The sequence below is a fragment of the Clostridium sp. LIBA-8841 genome (genome assembly GCF_057782475.1).
This window is the reverse complement of record NZ_CM173488.1, coordinates 1,547,530-1,566,107: the sequence shown is the minus strand read 5'-3', so window position 1 is coordinate 1,566,107 and position 18,578 is coordinate 1,547,530. Positions and strand designations below refer to the sequence as shown.

Genomic DNA, 18,578 nt, shown 5'->3' with positions numbered 1-18,578 from the left:
ATATAAATTAAAAGGGAAGTCAAAAGACTTCCCTTTATTGGCTTTTTAAGAAGATTGCATTTTTCAATCTTCTTTATTTCTAAATGTAAATATTAATTTTTCTCAACTAAAGTTTGTATCTAATGATTTTTTAAGATTACCTAAAAGTATAATTATTTAAGATCCTCTACTACTTTAGCCATAGTTAAAGCTAAATCATCACCCTTTGAATTATCTCTAAAAAAATTAAACTCTTTATTTGTAGTTATTATTTTTACTTCTTCTTCCTCACCCTTAGTAGTTACTGAAAACTCTTTTAAGTCTTTAAAAGGTATTTGGTCAATGTTTCTTGTCTCTTCAGCATATCCTAAAGATACATGTCCTATGTGTTCTAAGTAAAGCGAATCCCTAGTTAAGATTAAATGTATCTTATATGCAACATCTCCTCCTGCTCTAGTTATTAGATTTCCAATAAAATTCATAGCCACATCTTTATTACTTACAGATTTCATAACTGTAATTTTCATTAGAATTTCTTCTTCATTTAAATTTAGTTTAAACATAAAACCCCTCCCATATAATACATATATTGTTAATTATACAGTAAAACCTCTAAAAAATTAACACTTTTAAAAATTTATTTTTTAATTTGGTTATGTTTTAGGTGAGTGTTGATTTTTAGCTAGCCATTCAGACCTAACTAAAAATCAACACTAATTTAAAACAAAGCCTTTAATTTAAAGAAAATATTAACTAATTAAATTTAGACTTTTAAATTAATACTTACTTAAGCCCAAAATAAAAGTCCAGTAGAAACTTTAATTATTCTACTGGACTTATTTTTTAGTTTTAAAGTCATATTTTTCATTAAACTCTTAATGAATTAGACTTTTACCTCTTTAATCAATCTAAATTTTATACATAGCTTTTAGACTTACAAAGTTTCTTGAATTCGTCAGCTACGAATTGTACTTGTGTTCCAACAATAACTTGAACACTTGTTTTTCCAGGTCTTATAACACCTGATACACCTGAAGACTTTATCTTCTTCTCATTAACTAATGTAGGATCTTTTACTTCTAATCTTAGTCTAGTTATACAGTTATCAATGGATGTGATATTACCTGCGCCTCCTAGTCCCTCTAAGATAACTTTTGCAACATTAGTGTAATCATTGTTTGCTAAAACTGCATTTGAATCATCTTCATCATCATCTTCTCTACCTGGAGTCTTTAAGTTAAATTTCTTTATAATAACTACGAATACTACATAGTATATAACTGCCGCTACTAAACCTATAGCAATTAAGTATAATGGATTTAAAGCCATTGGTGATTTAAAGCTTAATATCCAGTCTACGAAACCAGCACTGAAGTTAAATCCTGCTCTTACCGGTAAAGCCGCAACAACAGCCATGGATATTCCTGTTAATAATGCATGAACTACATATAATCCTGGTGCTAAGAACATGAATGCGAATTCTAATGGCTCAGTAACACCTGTGAAGAATGAAGATAAGGCAGCAGCTAATAATATACCAGCAGCAGCTTTCTTTTTATTCTTTTTAGCACAAGTATACATAGCAAAAGCAGCTGCAGGTAAACCAAACATCATTACTGGGAAGAAACCTGACATATACATACCAGTTTGTCCTAAAGTACCATTTGTTGCTGACCAGAAGTTTGCTATATCATTTATACCAGCAACATCAAACCAGAATACTGAGTTTAAAGCATGGTGTAAACCAAGTGGTATTAATAATCTATTAAAAAATCCATATATCCCAGCTCCTATTGGTCCCATAGATATCATAGATTCACCAAATGAAACTAATCCACTATAGATTATAGGATATACAAAGAATAAAACTAAAGCAGCTACTATTGAAGCAAGTGCAGTTACTATAGCTACACATCTTCTTCCACTAAAGAATCCTAAGAAATCTGGTAACTTAGTATTTTTAAATCTATTATAACAACCAGCACCTATTAAACCGGCTAAAATACCTATGAATTGGTTCTGTATTTTTCCGAAGGCTGGGTTAACAGCTTCAACGTCTACACCTTGTAGCATAGCAACAACAGAAGTAGATAATAATGTAGTTATCATAAGCCATGATACTAAACCTGCTAAGCCTGCAGCTCCATCATTATCATCTGACATACCAACTGCTACCCCAATAGCAAATAGAATTGCCATGTTATCTATAATAGCTCCACCAGATTTTAATAAGAAGGCTGATATAACACTATTTGCTCCCCAACCTGTTGGATCTATCCAGTATCCAATTCCCATTAATATACCTGCTACTGGAAGTGCAGCAACTGGTAGCATTAAAGATTTACCTAATCTCTGAAAATATTTCATCATATTAAATTTTCCCCCTTATAAAGTCCACGTTCTGTTAAACAAACCAATTAAGAATCCCTTATTTCTTAAAAGGCTAACTAATTTTCATAGTAAAGTAACAGATTGACAATTTAATAATTACATTCGCTTATAATTGCTTTTAAAAACGTTTTCTTTCGCTATTCAAATTCACTATTAATAATTAATTTGATAGCCCTCATAAAAATCTCTTTTATACACCTCCCTAAAAACTATGTAATAAAACTTTGATTTAATAAACAGCTAACTTCATACACCAAACCACTTATAATAGTTGTATGTATTTTATTTAATTGTTTATTATATATGTATTTACTTATTAAAATATAGTTTAAATTTTTATTTAGACTTAATATTTCAACTAACATTTATAAGATAAAAATACATATTTTAACTTTATTTTCATTTTAATTATAACATGTATATTATTTACATATTATATACATTAAGTAAACATTCCTTTAAAATTCTATATATTAAATAATATTCTGATTTACTAGAAAGCAAAAATAGGAAGTCTGTTTAATAAATTGACTTCCTATTTCTTATCTATTCATCTTCAAATCTAAATAACTCTTCAACTGGAACCTCAAAAATTTTTGCTATATCCATAGCTAGTTTTAAAGAAGGATTGTATTTACCACTTTCTAAATGAACAATAGTTTCCCGTCTTACACCAACTAACTCTGCAAGCTCATTTTGTTTCATTAGTGCATTTTCTCTATATTCTTTTATTTTTGTTTTTAATATAGGCAATTTATTTAAATCCCCTTTCTCTCATAGTAACTAAATAGGATAGCTCTTAAAAACATTATTCCAATTACAATTAAACACAATATATTCTTGAATAATTTCAAAATAAACTCACTAGAAATATTTGTAGGAAAATCTATAAAAACAATAATTGCTACCACAATCCAAAGCAAGGCTTTAATGCATATACCATCTACTTTTCCAAAAATTTTGTTAGCATATTCATCATTTTTTTCCTTTTCCTTTGTTTCATACCCTAAAGTAATAATTATAATAATCCACGACACTAGTCCTAAGAAGCTACTTGTTTCTCTACTAAAAAAGTTGGAATCTTGCAATACTTTTATTAAAAATACAAATAACCATGGTACAGTTCCTAAATATAGTTGATTTTTAATACTTAACTTGGTTTCTGACACACTAACCTCTCCTTTAAAGTTATATATTTCTAACTCCCATGTTATAAATATATACCATTTACAAATAATAGTAAATGGTTTTATGATATATTTATAACTTTTTTTGATCAAATATCAGAAAGCATCTTTTCATTTCATTCAAAGTTATAAGTTCAAAATATAAAATTATAAATTCTGATTTTCATTTAAAATTAAGCTAAATCTAAAAGAATGACTAAAAATCATTACTCAATTAAATCATAATTTAAAACTATAACTTTAAATTATAAAAGTTATATATTAATCAATTGGAATTTATTTCATTTTCATCAATTATTTGTGTATAATAAGAATAAAGATTATTTAGTAAGATATCTTTCTAAAAACACTATATTTATAGAGGTGAAAGTTATGAAAAATATTGTGATTATCCCTAAGGTAAATGAAGGGATCAAACCTAATCTTTTTGGTATAAGTTAAACTCTAATGTAAAATTATTTTATTATTCACATAAGATTTTTTATTCTAATTATTGCAAACTAGATAAGAGAATTTGCAGTAACTTTTTAAAATACTTAATTAATAAGAAGTATATTATATTAATATGAGAGGAAAATGTCAAAATGAATAGTAAAAAGGGAGAATTTGATTCACTAAAAAAATTAGTCTTAATTACTATCCCCCTCGTTATAATCATGTCGGGAATTTTCTTTTATTATAATAGGAGTTATTTTGATACTGAGTTTAATGTTGGTTCAAATATTACTATTGATGATTTAGATAACAATGAAATTGAAAGCTTAAATAAGCTATGTAAAGTTTGGGGGTTTGCTAAGTATTATCATCCTAAAATAGTAGATGGTTCAAAGAACTGGGATTTTGAATTATTCAGAGTTATGCCAATGATTCTAGAAGCTAAAAACCAAGATGAAGTAAATAATATTTTATACGATTGGCTTAATAAGCTTGGAAAATTTAAAGAGAACTCATATAGTGAAAATACTGAAGTTATGGTAGAGGCAGATACTAATTGGATAAGTGATGAAGAATATTTAAGTAAAAATCTTAGCAACCTATTGGTTAAAATGTCAAAGTCTTATATATCTGATAGAGATAGAGCTTATGTAAATTTTAAAGATAATCCAGTCTATTCAAATTTTGATAATGAACGACAATACAGTTTTGACTATAAGGATGATGGGTATAAGCTTCTTAGCTTATTTAGATATTGGAATATAATTGAGTATTACTATCCATATAGAACCGTTATAGGTGAGGATTGGAATGAAGTATTAAATGAGTTTATTCCAAAAATCATAGATAGTGATAATGATTTATCATATAAACTAACCTTATCAGAATTGACTTCAAAAATACATGATTCTCATGCATCGATTAATGATATTGCTGGTACTTTGTATAACTATTGGGGAACTAATCTTGCACCTATTAAATTTCTTTTAGTTGAAAATAAAATTGTTGTTACAAATATAATTAATAAATATGAAAATGCCTGTAATTTAAAAGTTGGAGATGTGATATTAGAGATTAATAATAAAGATATATTTGAAATAATAAAGGAAAAATCTAAGTATATTTCATTTTCTCGTGATGAAGCTATAGTAAATAGTTTAAAATATTATTTATTTAGAACTTCAGATGATAGTTTATCTCTTAAAATAGAAAGAGATGGAAAAGAATTAATTGAAGAAGTTAAATGTTATAATGCTAGAGAAGTTAATCTTGATGAAGTAAATGGAGAATCCCATGAGCTTTTATCTGATAATATAGGTTATATAAATCCAGGAGCTTTAGCCAAAGATGAAATAGATAGTATTATGGATAAATTTAAAGATACTGATAGAATAATTGTTGATTTAAGATACTACCCATCAGATATAATAACACATACAATGTCTGATTATCTTTTATCAGAAGAAACTGTATTTTCAAAACTCACAATAGCTAACAAATCAATACCTGGTGAATTTATATTTCCTGGAGATATATCAGTGGGAAAAAATAATGAAGATTATTATAAAGGAAAAATTGTAGTAATAATTAATGAGTGTACTCAAAGTCAGGCTGAATTTACTGCAATGGCTCTTAGAAAATCTCCTAAGGCTGTTGTAATTGGAGAAAACTCCATAGGTGCAGATGGAGATGTAGCAAACATAACTTTACCTGGCGGAATAATAACCACAATAACAGGAATAGGAGTATATACACCAGAAGGTCTTGAAACTCAAAGAATTGGGATTAAACCTGATATATATGTAAAACCAACTATTCAAGGAATAAGAGATGGAAAGGATGAGCTTTTAGAAAAGGCAATTGAAATCTCAAAGTTAAAAAACTAAAAGAAATTGATATGATTAAATATGGCTCTTACAGATTAAATAGATAAATTCTAATTTTTAGAATAAATTAAATAGACTTTATAAGAATAATTTTAAAATATTACAAAGATACAGAAATGGAGAATCTAAAAATTTTAGATTCTCCATTTTTTTGTTATTAATTATATTATGATTTGCTATGTGACTTTGTATGAAATTTAATACATTCGCAACTGAAAACAAAACCAGCTGTTAAAATAAGATTCTTTTTATTCATCAATTGGTAATTTTATTTCAAATACTGTTTTTTCCTCACTACTATATGCACTTATCTTACCATTATGTAATTCTATAATACTCTTTGTTATTGCAAGCCCTAATCCTGATCCTGATACTTTACTATTTCTAGACTTCTCTACTCTATAGAATCTATCAAATATATATGGTAAATCCATATCTGAAATTGACTGTCCATAATTTATTACTTTAATAACAGCCATGTTTCCTTCTATTTTAGAAGTTATGTCAACATAGTGACCATCTTTACCATATTTAATTGCATTTGTTAGCAAGTTTTCAAATACCCTAACCAGTTTTTCTGAATCAGCATTTACTATTATATTTTCATCATAGAAATATAGCCTTGGTTCCATATTAGCCTTCTCAAACTGATAATTTAAATAAGCTGTTACCTGTCCTATTAGTTCTCCTAAATTTATTTTTGATTTTTTTATATCTATGTTACTATTTTTCATCTTTGTAAGTTCAAATAAATCATTTATAAGTAAGTTTAATCTTTTTGCTTTTTCATATACTATGTCTATATAATACATAAGTTCAACTTCATCTCTATATTTACCTGATTCCATCACTTCCAAATATCCAATTATAGAGGTAAGAGGTGTTCTTAAATCATGTGAAACATTAGTTATTAAATCATTCTTTGTTTGTTGAGCTCTCTTCTCTTCAATTGTTCTTTCCTTAAGTTGACTAGAAATACTGTTTATATTATCAGCTAAGTTCTTTGTGTAGTTATTTGGCTTAATATCTATAACATGCTCCAAATCACCACTAGCCATTATTTTTGTTTCTTCTATTACTATACCTAGATCGCTCATTTTTCTATGAGTTAAAATCCAATAATACATTAAAAATAAAGGTATTATTATAAATAAATAACTTATTGTTCCTAAGCTTTCATATCTGATTACATTCCAAAGTCTCCAAATAAGATTAACAATTCCTATAGAGGCATAATCGTATAAAAGCATTAATGTCTTTTTAATTACTACAATCGTAATATATGTCAACAATGATGAAATAGCTATATCTAATACAGATAAAAACCAGTATTTATTAATATTTTTATTTCTCAATTTTATATCCAACTCCCCATACAGTATGAATTATTTTATTTCCTTCCATACTCTTATCTAATTTATCTCTCAATCTACTCATATGAACCATCACAGTGTTATTGGATTGATAATATTTTTCCTTCCAAACTTTCTCAAATATTTCTTCACCACTAAAAACTCTTCCTCTATTTGTAGCCAATAAATATAATATTTCAAATTCTCTAGCTGTTAAATTAACTTCCTTGTCTTCCACTGTTACTCTATGCTTCTTTTTATCTATTACTAAAGATTCAATTGTTATGACACTTTCAGAGTTATCTATTTTTTCGTTTAAATAATATGCCCTTCTCATCAAAGCTCTAATTCTAACAGTTAATTCTAAATGATTAAAAGGCTTGCAAAGATAATCATCTGCTCCAGTCATTATCCCCTGAATTCTATCCATATCCTCAACTTTAGCACTTAACATTAATATTGGCATATTATAGTTTTCTCTTACTCTTCTACAAAACTCTAACCCATCCATTTTAGGCATCATCACATCTAAGACTATTAAGTGAATTTTTGTATCCTCTAAAATTTTTAATGCTTCCTCACCATTCTCTGCCTTAAAAACATTATATCCCTCAACCTTTAAGTTTATTTCTAACAAGTCCCTTATTTCTTTTTCATCGTCTACTACTAAAATATTATTTTTCATCCTTCTCTCCACCATTCTAAAATCTTTTTATATGTTTTTTTCTTTATTCTACACTATATTTTAAACTAGTGTTTATTTTTAGATATAACCATAAGACCCTCTTAATAAGAGGGAATATATTAAAATCAACATCCAACAAAAATAGAGCCTTATTTTTATTACTTAACTCCCAAATATTCTTCTAGAGTTATTCCTTTATAATATATTTCCTTAGCTACTTCCTTTCCTACATATCTAACATGCCAAGGTTCATATGCTATTCCTGTTATATCTTCTTTACCATGCGGATATCTAATTATGAAGCCGTATTTATAGCAATTTTTGGCAAGCCAATCAGCTTCATCTGTTCCTTTCACAAAATATTTACTTCTATTTGTTATGTCAATACATAATCCTGTTTGATGCTCACTAAATCCAGGCTTTGCTACATATTCTTCTGCTTTTTTTCTCCCAACAGCTCTTATCCTATTATTATAAACTTCTTTTTGTGATTTATAAGATCTATATGCTGAATTTCCTATAAGCTCTATACCCTCTTCTTTTGCATCATTAACCATATTTTCTAAAGGTTGTACAATTTCATAGGCAACCTGTTTTTCCTCACGATCAGAATCCTTAGTAAATTCTATATCAGGTATAGTTAGTTGTTCTGGTTTATAGTTTCCAATTCCATAATCCTCATTAACTAAAATTATATCCTTATTTTTATAACTCTTCACTTTTTTATTTTCTATACTATCTAAGTCATTATTTTTTATAAAATATAGAAAACCACAAATTATTAACATTATTATTGATATTCCTTTTATTACTCGTCCCATTTCATCTACTCCTTAAAATAATATATTCTTATTTTAAAAAGCAAACTTTACGATACTTATAAAAAAAGCTTACAAAATCTTAAGTTTTTAAATACAACCTAATTTATTATTTTAATCCCATAATTTTTCAAACAACCATAAAGCAAAACTCACCTAAAACATAGCCAATCTTAAAATAAAAGCTACAATTACTAATATCACATAAACTTTCCTATATACTGTAAATTAGCTTATTAAGTAAGATATAATTTCTAAAAACTAAAAACACTACATCTCCAATAAAAGATATAGTGTTTAATTTATTTAGCTTATTCAATATCATATTCGTCCTTATTTAGTTCTTCTTCAATTTTCTTCTGTTTTTTAATATTTAAATAGTATAAAAGAAATGAGGCACTACCAAAAAAAATTATACAAGCTAAAAATAAAATCAAAAGAATTTGTATATCAGTAATACCAGCTAATACAACAAGAAGTACAGTAGAAATAAGGCTTGAAATAACACTGTCCTTGATGATTTTTTTCTTAGTTATATTATTTGAAGAATAAGCATTGTTTCCTAAGAACAAATTGCGAATTTCAACATAAAATGCTGAACCTACAACACCTATAAGTTCAACTATAATTTGAGAAAGCGGAGCATTAAAAAAGAATTTTTGCACTAACAGGGATATCAATAAAAAATAAATTAATAATTGAAATGTATCACTTTGTACTTTTCTCTTTTGCATTAAAACCCTTTCATCTAGATTCTCTAAACTTTTCATTACATTTCCTCCCAAAATAAATCATTTAATGTTTTTCCTAATACCCTGCATATTGCAACGCACAGATTTAAAGATGGATTATAATTTCCTGCCTCTATTAGTCCTATGGTTTGTCTTGTTACACCAACTGCTTTTGCTAAATCTTCTTGCTTCATGTCACATTCAATACGGGCTATTTTCATTCTTTTATTTTTCATATATATCCTCCTTATATTATATATATATGATATATAGTATGATAAATATTACTGAATGTTACTTATATATTGCATTTTTCTATATTTTATAATTTGACTCTGTTTTAGGTGAATGTTGATTTTTAGCTAGCTCTTCAGACCTGACTTAATTTCTCAAAGTATTGCTATCATATATTCCAGAATAATAGCTAGTAGTCTTTAAAAGCTCATTAAATAAAAAAAGTCGTCAATTAAGAATAGATAGACCAATTAGCCTATCTATTTTCATTCTCTTAAAACTTTTACTTTTTCTATGCCTAATCCAGTTTTAACTGCTATAGTTTCATCACCTAAAATTATCTTATAACTTTTCTCATATATAACATACCTTCATTTTTAGGTCCATATATATCTGGTATTATCCCTACTGGAACAAATCCATTTTTACCATAGAAGGCAATCACATCATGATCTCCTGCATATGTATGCATATACATACAATAAATATTTTGCTCCTTAGCATAATTTTCAGCATAATTTAATAACTTTGAACCATATCCTTTATTTCTAACTTCTTTATTTATACCCATTTCTATAACTTCACAACTATTATATCCATTATTTATTCCTTGTGGGGGTTTATCTATTAATATAGTAATAATGCCTAAAATCTCATTATTATCATTAAATGCTCCAAAAAACTCAGCTCCACTATAATAAAATCTATCTATCTTCTTTTTCAACCAATTCATATGCTCTTCATTTTCTGTGCTGAAAAGAGAATATTCAACCTCACCAATAAGCTCATAAAAACTTTCTATTTCACTCTGCAAAACTTTTCTTATTTTCATAAAACCCTTTCTCCTTATCCCTTTTATAAGTCTTTCTATTAACAATGCTCATTTCTTCAAAATATTTAACCTTAAAATCTTTAGGTGTATAGTGTAATGACATAATATACTGTTTACATAAATCAAAGTCATTCTCGCTACCCATCAATAATAACATCACCCCATTTTTAAAGACAACCTGATACTTAATTCATAAACAAAAATGAGCCACCTATTCAATAATTTTAATCTTATAAACCTTCTCTAATTGAGCTGGTTCAGTTTCTAAGACTTGCCCATCATAAGTAACTTCAACTTCTTGCCATAATTGTAAATCCTCAAAGTTTAGTTTTTCATTATTTGAATTCAATATTTTAGTGTTACTATCTACCTTAAAGTGGAAGCTTCCTCTGTGATTAATATCATTCTCTGGAATTCCTTTCACTATAAGACTACTCTCCTTTATAGCGGCTATCTTACAATAAAAACTCACTTCTTTCTCTAGTTCTGCTATCTTCTTAAAACCTATAATTCCTAATGACAAAACTAATAATACTAAAGCACCAATTCCAAATTTCCATATATTTTTCACAGATCTTTTTCCCCCTTTTTATATATTATCTCTAACCCCTAAATTTAAATTAATTATAACAAAACCGCCCTTTGGAAACAATTTACATTCTATAAAACTTACTTAAATATATTACTTTCAATAAAGTTACATTCAGTTGAAGTTTTAAAAATTATTCTATGGTAAGATTTTAATAATATAAGACTCTTTAATTTATATTTAGGTTTAAATAATTATCTCTATTCTAGTTCCCTTACCTAACTTGCTTTCTATGGTTATATCCCAGCCATGAGCCTTTACTACATTGTAAACTATGGCCATTCCTAGGCCTGAGCCTTTATGTAAGTAAGATGTATTGGTTCCTCTATAATATTTGTTAAATATGTTTTCTAAATCCTCTTCACTTATTCCCTTACCATTATCTTTTATGATGATGTGTGTTTTCTCTGCCTTTAATACTTCTACATCTATCTTAACATCTTCATCATTATGAATAAGCGCATTGTATATAATGTTGTTTATTAGTCTCTTTAAAAGTTTTATATCAAAAGTTTCATCTATGACGTCTTTATTACTTTCAAAGGTTATTTCTCTCTCTGAATATATGGAGTCATTCAATATACTTATTATCGATTTCTTTATTTCTGTTACTAAATTAGCTTTCTGCATATTTAGTATTCTTTTATCATCTTTTAAATAAACAGTTAGATTCAAATCATCTACAAGCTGTTTTATGTATTCTGACTTTTGATTTATTACAAATCCATATTGCTTTATCTCATCCTCAGTAAAATCAGAATAGCTCTCTAAAAGTTCTGCATATCCCTTAATAGAAGATAAAGGTGTTTTTATATCATGAGTTATGTTTGATATCCACTCATTTCTCATGACTTCAATCTTTTTTCTTTCAACTTCATTCTGTTTTAATTTGTTAGCTAGGTTATTGAGTTTTACTTTAACATCTTTATAAAGTCCATCCTCTTCATATAGAATTTCATACTTGCCATCTTCAAGATTCTCTACTCCCTTTATTACTTCCTTCATTGGCTCTGTAACCTTTTTTGAGAACCTAACTCCAAAAGAAATTGCAACAATAAATTCTAAAATAGGCATACCTATTAACACTTCTAGCAATGCATAGTCTAAGTTTGATTGCATTAATATTAAGAAAATACCAACAACATTTATTATGGTTACTATTAAAACTATAAGTATGGTCATAATGCTATATTGAATGGTTATATTAGATTTCATAATTACTCATCCCTAACGCTTAATTTATATCCTAAGCCCTTTACATTTATAATATATTTAGGTTTTGAAGGATTGTCTTCTAACTTTTCTCTTAGCTTTCTTATATGTACCATTATGGTATTATCAAAACCTACAAAATCTTCTCCCCACACTTTATCGCAAAACTGTTCTTTGCTTATTATATGGTTTAAGTTTTTAGCCATATATAAAAACATTTTATACTCTTTAGGTTTAAGATCAATTACCTTTCCATTTTTCATGACCTCAACCTTTTGTTGATCTATCTTAAATGGTCCAAACTCTAATATAGGGTCTTCTTTCTTTACTTTATCCATGATTATGTTTTTCTTTAAGTTTATTTTAACTCTTAAAGCAACCTCTTTTGGACTGAAGGGCTTTGTTATATAATCATCTGCTCCAATGGATAAGCCTAGTACTCTATCTATTTCCTCAGTTTTAGCTGATAAGAAAAGAATCGGTATATTAGACTTTTGTCTTATTTCCCTACATACTTCATATCCTTCCTTATCAGGCAACATTATATCTAGTATTACTATATCTGGTCTTAAATCGTTAAATAATCTAAGACCACTTTCTCCATCTAGAGCTGTGTATATATTTTTAAAACCTTCCTTTTTTAAAACTGTTTTTAAAATATTTAATATTTCTTCCTCATCATCTATTATTAATATTCTCTTCTCCTTTATTAATGTCTCCATTAAAAATTCCTTCTTTCTAGAAATTTAATATAAATATAAGTTTAGTTTTTTGTTAAATTAACTATTTTTTCTCCTTGTTTTAATAACTCATTATAGTTATTTTCATCTTCTATGCTCTTAATAGTTTTTTCATTTACATCCTTGTCAGTTATATTAAAATATTTTTTTAATATTTCGTATTGAGTTTCTCCTGGATTATCCTTACTATCTTCTATCTGACTCTTCCAGTTTATATTTAACTCATCCATTAGAAGACCAAGAGCTGCGCCTACCTCATACCTCATAGGCCTCTTTAAGAACTCTGGTGATTCTGCCTCTCCATTTGCTATATAATTAAAAGCATGAATAAATGAAACATGATATGGTGCTTCTTTATTTGCAAGCACAGTCAATTTTCCACCAGTTAATTTACTATACTCATATTCCATATACCTAGCAGTACCCTCTATAGCTTCAGTATTAGTTTCATTCTTTAATTGAGGCCATTTTTCATATCTATATGTACGTATTATTGTCCAATCTTTTAAATATTTTTCTATATCTTCTTTATTATTTGTTTCTAAAGCTTTATCTAACAATGAGAACTCAACACCAATTAAAGCGTAATTTCCCTTATTATTAGGATAATTTTCTATGTATTCCCCATCATTTTTATCATACTCCCAATTCTCTTGTTTGTAAGTATGGAATGATTCATGTAATAAAAATGAAGAAAAGTCAAAGTATAAATCAGGATTCTCAATCATTTTTGGATTGTATTTAAAATAAAATACTTTTTGCCCTTTTATATCTATTTCTCCAAAGTTACCTGGCATAAAAGATTTAAATAATTGTGGATTTAAGCTACTTATTCTATAAATCTTAGGTAAATCTAAGTCTTTTGGCATTGTAACTTCTTTAGAAAAAATCCCCTCTTTCATTCCCTCTACATTAATAGCATAGGCATACTTTCTAAGAATCCCCTTATCTTTATAGGTTCTTATTAGAATTAATGGCATTTTCTCAAAATCATAATCAGGCCATAATTGATCTCCATTCTTATGAAATTCTTTGTATATATCTGATAGTTTATTAAACATTTCCTTATCTACTGAATTAAAATTATTATAGTTTGTATTATAGAATTTATTAATTAAAATATTTCCTGAAACAATACATAATAGTAAAATCACCAGTGAAATAATTATGATTTTTCCTTTTGATTTTAAAATATTCAAACCATCCTCTCCTTTTTCTTATGTATACTTGTATATTTAAAACTATACTACTAAAACTAAAAGAAGCTATGTTCTAAGCCATAACTAATTTTTAGATAAATTTGCATATAACTAGCTAAAAATCAATATTCTTTTAAAGCAATTTTTTAAAAATATATATGTTTATCATAATCCCTAATACAATTAACAAGAATAGAATTAAGTAACATAAATTAAGTATGTCTAAATTATTACTTAATAATATTATATTACCTTTATAGGTGCCTATAAACATTTGTGGACTTCTAAATAAATCTATAAAATTAATATTTTTTAGAATATTTAATATTCCCTCTGGTAAAAACCTAAGTTCTGATAATACTTTAAATAGTATTAAGACTACTGTTGCACCAGCTATTGAACTAACTGAATTCTTACTAAGAAAAGAACACATACTAGTAAATAAAGCTAATATTATATACAATCCTAATATTGTCATCACAGTAAGAGCTAAATATTGATTTATCGTGAAACTACCTTTTAATAAAAGTGGATTATCTGCTATTCTATAAGCTTGTAGATATCCCATATTAGAAAATCCATACTGCATAGCTGTTATTACCCCAATAACCACTATATATGTAACGTATATAAAGGTTGGAATTATTAATGATAACCCCAATTTTGAATATAGTGCATTGTATCTTTTTTTAGAGGATAATAATATACTATCTACATTTGACTCTCTCTCCTCAACATATATCTTTGAAAATATTATGAAAATTATAATACACATTGAAATGTTTAATAACGCATTAGAAATTCTAAAATAAAACATCCTATAAAACTCAAGATCTTTATATTCCTCTCCACTGTCCTTTTGTAATTTATCATAAGCCATTTCAGATAAATCCTTAGTATCCTTATCTAAATCATCATTATCTTTTAAAATACTAATTCCACTTAGGCTTTTAACATTCATATAATGACTTTTTTTCTCTTCCTCATAATTAACATGAGGATTCAAAAAAGTCATTGCTACAACATTGAAAATTAATATTGCTAAGATAGCCAAAAATGATCTATCCTTATAAATTTTTTTAAATTCCCACTTTAACATATGTTTCCTCTCTTATATGTAATTATATTTTCTCTTTAAGCTAGTTTCTACTCTTTGTAAAACTTCTAAGGGTCAATCTATAAAATAGAATTCCAAAAGCTAATGAAACAAGGATGAAAAATATATCTGCACTTATTGGTGCCCCATATCTTATAAGTTGACAACTGAACATTCCATATAAAGGAGTAAATAATATCATTTTTTGTGAGAAAAATTGAGATATACCATATATGTTACCTAAGAAAGGAATACCCATTATTAACCCACCTAATAAAAAAGGTTTTACAGCAGACTTACTTATGCTAGATAAAAACAAACCAATTTGAGCAAATAAAAAACTTCCTAGTATAAATGTTAAACACATTATCATTACCATTCCTAATACAGTTATATTAGAACCACTATTTCCAAAGTACCAAATCTCCTTTATAGGCATATTTATCCCTTGAAAACCTACTAAAATAAGAGCTTTTATAGTCATAGTTAGCAATATAGAAATACTTATTAAACTTGCAATTATGGTGTTAGCTATGCTCTTTGCTAATACTACTTTTTTATAACTCTTTGTTGTTTTGATCACTGAATCTATATTAAACCTATATTCCATAATGTAGCTTTCTGAAAATACCATAAACATTAATATTCCTATTAATGGAGCCATTAAATATATTTTTTGAAATATACTTGAATAATTATCACTTACAGTAACTCCGCCTGTAACTTGGTACACCAAAAACAATGTTGCTGCCCACATTATTAATAATCGCTTCTTTGTTATTATTTTCTTTAACTCTAAACTTAAAATTTTCCCCATTTTTTCCTCCACTTTAACTTTCAATCATAAATTTCATGTGCTTTTTATTAGGCTCTGTTTTAAATGATTATTGATTTCTATCTATACCTTTAGACCTAATTTTAATATTTAATTAAAACTAAGCTTAATGTGATATGTATTCTACTATCCATCTACTATACAAATGAAATGAATAAACTTAATGTTCCACATACTAACATAGCTAGTAAAACTACTAAAATAATTGCCACCTTAGAATTCTTCAAAATATCATCTCCTTATAACTTTTATATCTACTAGTAAATCACTCTATTTGGCATCCTCTAACTCAAAATATTCAATATACACATCTTCAAAAGTAGGCTCTTCCTCTATTAAACCCTCTATATCTGGTTTGAAATGGCTTATAAACCTAACTTTTATATAGTTTACTCCCCTTTGTATATTAACCACCTTGTATTTCTTCTGAATTATTTTTATCTCCTCTTCATCCTTTAATTTCTTACTAAATACATTTCCTCTCATCTTTTCTAACAATTCTTCACTAGTTGCCTTTAAACGTACCTTCCCATTTTTTATCATTATTATCTCTTTTGAAATCTGCTCTATATCTGAAATTATGTGAGTTGATAATATTACTATGGCTTCTTTTCCTAGGTTAGATATTAAATTTCTAAACCTATTTCTCTCCTGTGGATCTAAGCCAGCAGTTGGTTCATCTAAAACCAATATCTTAGGATCATTAAGCAAAGCCTGTGCTATTCCAACTCTTCTCTTCATACCACCTGATAGTTTGGACATCTTTCTATTTTTAACTTCATATAACCCGACTAAATTTAATAGCTCCTTAATCTTTATTTTGCTATCCTTAACATCCTTTAAGGCTGCTATATACTCCATGAACTCAATTATCTTAAAATTTTCATAGGCATCAAAATCTTGTGGTAAGTATCCTATTAAGTCTCTATACTCATCCCCTAATGACTCTATATTCTTGCCATTATATAAAATTTCGCCACTTGTAGGCTTTGTAAGAGTAACTATCTGTTTCATCAATGTTGTCTTTCCAGCACCATTGGCTCCTAACAAACCATATACCCCACAATTAAGTACTAAGTTTATATCCTCATTTGCAACTTTTTCTTTATAAACCTTTCTAAGCTTAATTATCTCTAACTTGCTCATCTAAATTCTCCTTTTATTTAAATTTAATCTTCTTAATCAAACTGACAATTTATATACTAAGGGGCTAACCTTATCTATTAATAACCTCAACCTTAACTAAACCTTAAAATTAAGTCTCTGCTTTAAACCAATGTTAATTTTAGATAGAACTGTAAGACCATCTTAATAAGCTAGTTAGAGTATTCAATAAAAATTCTCTTCGAAATTAAGTAGGTCTGAAAGGCTCTCTGAAATCAACACTCACTTAAAGCAGAGCCTTAATGAAGTTTTTAAATTCAAACAAAAAAATAGGTTTGATACCTTTTTAGATATCAAACCTATCGTTATTAAATAAAATTAGAAATCAAATGTTCCAAACTTTCCGCTTTCAAAGTCATTATATGCTTTATCTATTTCTTCCTCAGTATTCATTACAAAAGGTCCATAAGATACAACTGGTTCATTTAAAGGTTCTCCACTTAACACTAAGCATAAAGAAGTTTCAGTTATTGATTCTATCTTTATATCTCCATCTACATTATCAAAAAGAATAAAATCATTTTCTTCAAATGTTTTATTATCATTAATCCTTACTTTGCCACCAATAACTAACATACCAGTATTAAAGTTGCTAGGTTCTGATAGTGTTACTGTTCCAAAGTTCTTTAAATCAACATTATATAGATTTATTGGAGAGAAAGTACTAGCTGGTCCTTTAACACCTTTAACTTCACCTGCTATGATTTTTATTTCTCCAAAGTCATCAGGAATCTTATATATTCCCATATCATCTTTTATTATTGATTGATACTTCGCATGAGTCATCTTATCTTTTTTTGGTAGATTAACCCAAAGTTGAACCATATGTAATACTCCACCTGTTTTTGAGAACTCATCTTCATGATATTCTTTATGTAATACACCTGAACCTGCAGTCATCCATTGAACATCTCCTGGCCCTATGATTCCATGATTTCCTTTATTGTCATGGTGTTCAACTTTTCCTGCATATGCTATTGTTACAGTTTCAAAGCCTCTATGTGGGTGAGCTCCTACTCCTAACCTAACTTTTGAAGGTTCAAAATAATAAGGTGGGTTATAATCTAATAATATGAATGGTGAAAATCTTATAAGTAAATTTTCTCCTTGTGGAAAATATTGAGTTACTCTAAAGCCATCTCCAACCATATGAAAATCAGGACCTCTAAAAGCTTTTTCTATTGTTCTAAACTTATCCATACTAAAACTTCCC

The 18,578-nt window shown here is 27.4% G+C and carries 20 protein-coding genes; 1 reads left to right on the top strand and 19 read right to left on the bottom strand.

What is annotated here, in order from left to right:
- Nucleotides 1–152: 152 nt before the first annotated feature.
- The 4 genes from AC2A4K_RS06840 to AC2A4K_RS06825 all read right to left on the bottom strand — a co-directional run bounded on the left by AC2A4K_RS06840 (nt 153) and on the right by AC2A4K_RS06825 (nt 3,539).
- Entirely contained in the window at nt 153–542 is a 390-nt protein-coding gene (locus tag AC2A4K_RS06840; protein WP_322503697.1) for a hypothetical protein, read from the bottom strand.
- Nucleotides 543–894: 352 nt separating this feature from the next.
- Entirely contained in the window at nt 895–2,349 is a 1,455-nt protein-coding gene (nagE, locus tag AC2A4K_RS06835) for an N-acetylglucosamine-specific PTS transporter subunit IIBC (RefSeq protein ID WP_322503698.1), read from the bottom strand.
- 567 nt (nt 2,350–2,916) lie between these two features.
- A complete protein-coding gene (locus tag AC2A4K_RS06830) occupies nt 2,917–3,123 on the bottom strand; it encodes a helix-turn-helix transcriptional regulator (protein ID WP_322503699.1) in 207 nt (68 codons plus the stop codon).
- A 5-nt stretch (nt 3,124–3,128) separates the two neighbouring features.
- Nucleotides 3,129–3,539 (bottom strand): hypothetical protein, encoded by a 411-nt coding sequence (locus tag AC2A4K_RS06825; RefSeq protein ID WP_322503700.1) that lies wholly within the window; start codon nt 3,537–3,539, stop codon nt 3,129–3,131.
- A 602-nt stretch (nt 3,540–4,141) separates the two neighbouring features.
- Here AC2A4K_RS06825 and AC2A4K_RS06820 point away from each other — a divergent pair.
- Nucleotides 4,142–5,878 carry a S41 family peptidase gene (locus AC2A4K_RS06820; RefSeq protein ID WP_322503701.1) on the top strand — a complete coding sequence of 579 codons (1,737 nt, stop codon included), beginning with the start codon at nt 4,142–4,144 and terminating at the stop codon, nt 5,876–5,878.
- A 248-nt stretch (nt 5,879–6,126) separates the two neighbouring features.
- On the opposite strand, the gene AC2A4K_RS06815 is transcribed toward AC2A4K_RS06820, so the two are convergent.
- The 15 genes from AC2A4K_RS06815 to AC2A4K_RS06745 form a co-directional block, all read right to left on the bottom strand.
- Nucleotides 6,127–7,233, bottom strand: a complete 1,107-nt coding sequence (locus AC2A4K_RS06815; protein ID WP_322503702.1) for a sensor histidine kinase — start codon at nt 7,231–7,233, stop codon at nt 6,127–6,129.
- Nucleotides 7,223–7,915 carry a response regulator transcription factor gene (locus AC2A4K_RS06810; protein WP_322503703.1) on the bottom strand — a complete coding sequence of 231 codons (693 nt, stop codon included), beginning with the start codon at nt 7,913–7,915 and terminating at the stop codon, nt 7,223–7,225. The genes AC2A4K_RS06815 and AC2A4K_RS06810 overlap by 11 nt, the downstream gene beginning before the upstream one ends.
- A 158-nt stretch (nt 7,916–8,073) precedes the next feature.
- Nucleotides 8,074–8,736 carry a M15 family metallopeptidase gene (locus AC2A4K_RS06805; RefSeq protein WP_322503704.1) on the bottom strand — a complete coding sequence of 221 codons (663 nt, stop codon included), beginning with the start codon at nt 8,734–8,736 and terminating at the stop codon, nt 8,074–8,076.
- 308 nt (nt 8,737–9,044) lie between these two features.
- Complete coding sequence (locus AC2A4K_RS06800) at nt 9,045–9,503, bottom strand: DUF6773 family protein (protein ID WP_322503705.1); 459 nt, start codon at nt 9,501–9,503, stop codon at nt 9,045–9,047.
- Entirely contained in the window at nt 9,503–9,700 is a 198-nt protein-coding gene (locus AC2A4K_RS06795; protein ID WP_322503706.1) for a helix-turn-helix transcriptional regulator, read from the bottom strand. The genes AC2A4K_RS06800 and AC2A4K_RS06795 overlap by 1 nt, the downstream gene beginning before the upstream one ends.
- A 335-nt stretch (nt 9,701–10,035) precedes the next feature.
- Nucleotides 10,036–10,530 (bottom strand): GNAT family N-acetyltransferase, encoded by a 495-nt coding sequence (locus AC2A4K_RS06790; RefSeq protein WP_322503707.1) that lies wholly within the window; start codon nt 10,528–10,530, stop codon nt 10,036–10,038.
- Nucleotides 10,502–10,678, bottom strand: a complete 177-nt coding sequence (locus AC2A4K_RS06785) for a hypothetical protein (protein WP_322503708.1) — start codon at nt 10,676–10,678, stop codon at nt 10,502–10,504. The genes AC2A4K_RS06790 and AC2A4K_RS06785 overlap by 29 nt, the downstream gene beginning before the upstream one ends.
- A 63-nt stretch (nt 10,679–10,741) precedes the next feature.
- Entirely contained in the window at nt 10,742–11,101 is a 360-nt protein-coding gene (locus AC2A4K_RS06780; protein ID WP_322503709.1) for a hypothetical protein, read from the bottom strand.
- A 204-nt stretch (nt 11,102–11,305) separates the two neighbouring features.
- Nucleotides 11,306–12,334 carry a sensor histidine kinase gene (locus tag AC2A4K_RS06775; protein ID WP_322503710.1) on the bottom strand — a complete coding sequence of 343 codons (1,029 nt, stop codon included), beginning with the start codon at nt 12,332–12,334 and terminating at the stop codon, nt 11,306–11,308.
- A gap of 2 nt (nt 12,335–12,336) precedes the next feature.
- Nucleotides 12,337–13,053 (bottom strand): response regulator transcription factor, encoded by a 717-nt coding sequence (locus tag AC2A4K_RS06770; protein ID WP_322503711.1) that lies wholly within the window; start codon nt 13,051–13,053, stop codon nt 12,337–12,339.
- Between the two features lie 41 nt (nt 13,054–13,094).
- A complete protein-coding gene (locus tag AC2A4K_RS06765) occupies nt 13,095–14,270 on the bottom strand; it encodes a hypothetical protein (protein WP_322503712.1) in 1,176 nt (391 codons plus the stop codon).
- A gap of 133 nt (nt 14,271–14,403) precedes the next feature.
- A complete protein-coding gene (locus AC2A4K_RS06760; RefSeq protein ID WP_322503713.1) occupies nt 14,404–15,369 on the bottom strand; it encodes a hypothetical protein in 966 nt (321 codons plus the stop codon).
- Between the two features lie 40 nt (nt 15,370–15,409).
- Nucleotides 15,410–16,183 carry a hypothetical protein gene (locus AC2A4K_RS06755; protein WP_322503714.1) on the bottom strand — a complete coding sequence of 258 codons (774 nt, stop codon included), beginning with the start codon at nt 16,181–16,183 and terminating at the stop codon, nt 15,410–15,412.
- Nucleotides 16,184–16,471: 288 nt separating this feature from the next.
- Nucleotides 16,472–17,347 (bottom strand): ABC transporter ATP-binding protein, encoded by an 876-nt coding sequence (locus AC2A4K_RS06750; protein ID WP_322503715.1) that lies wholly within the window; start codon nt 17,345–17,347, stop codon nt 16,472–16,474.
- 336 nt (nt 17,348–17,683) lie between these two features.
- The gene (locus AC2A4K_RS06745; RefSeq protein ID WP_322503716.1) at nt 17,684–18,565 is read right to left on the bottom strand and encodes a pirin family protein; all 882 of its coding nucleotides are present in this window, start codon (nt 18,563–18,565) and stop codon (nt 17,684–17,686) included.
- Nucleotides 18,566–18,578: the final 13 nt, after the last annotated feature.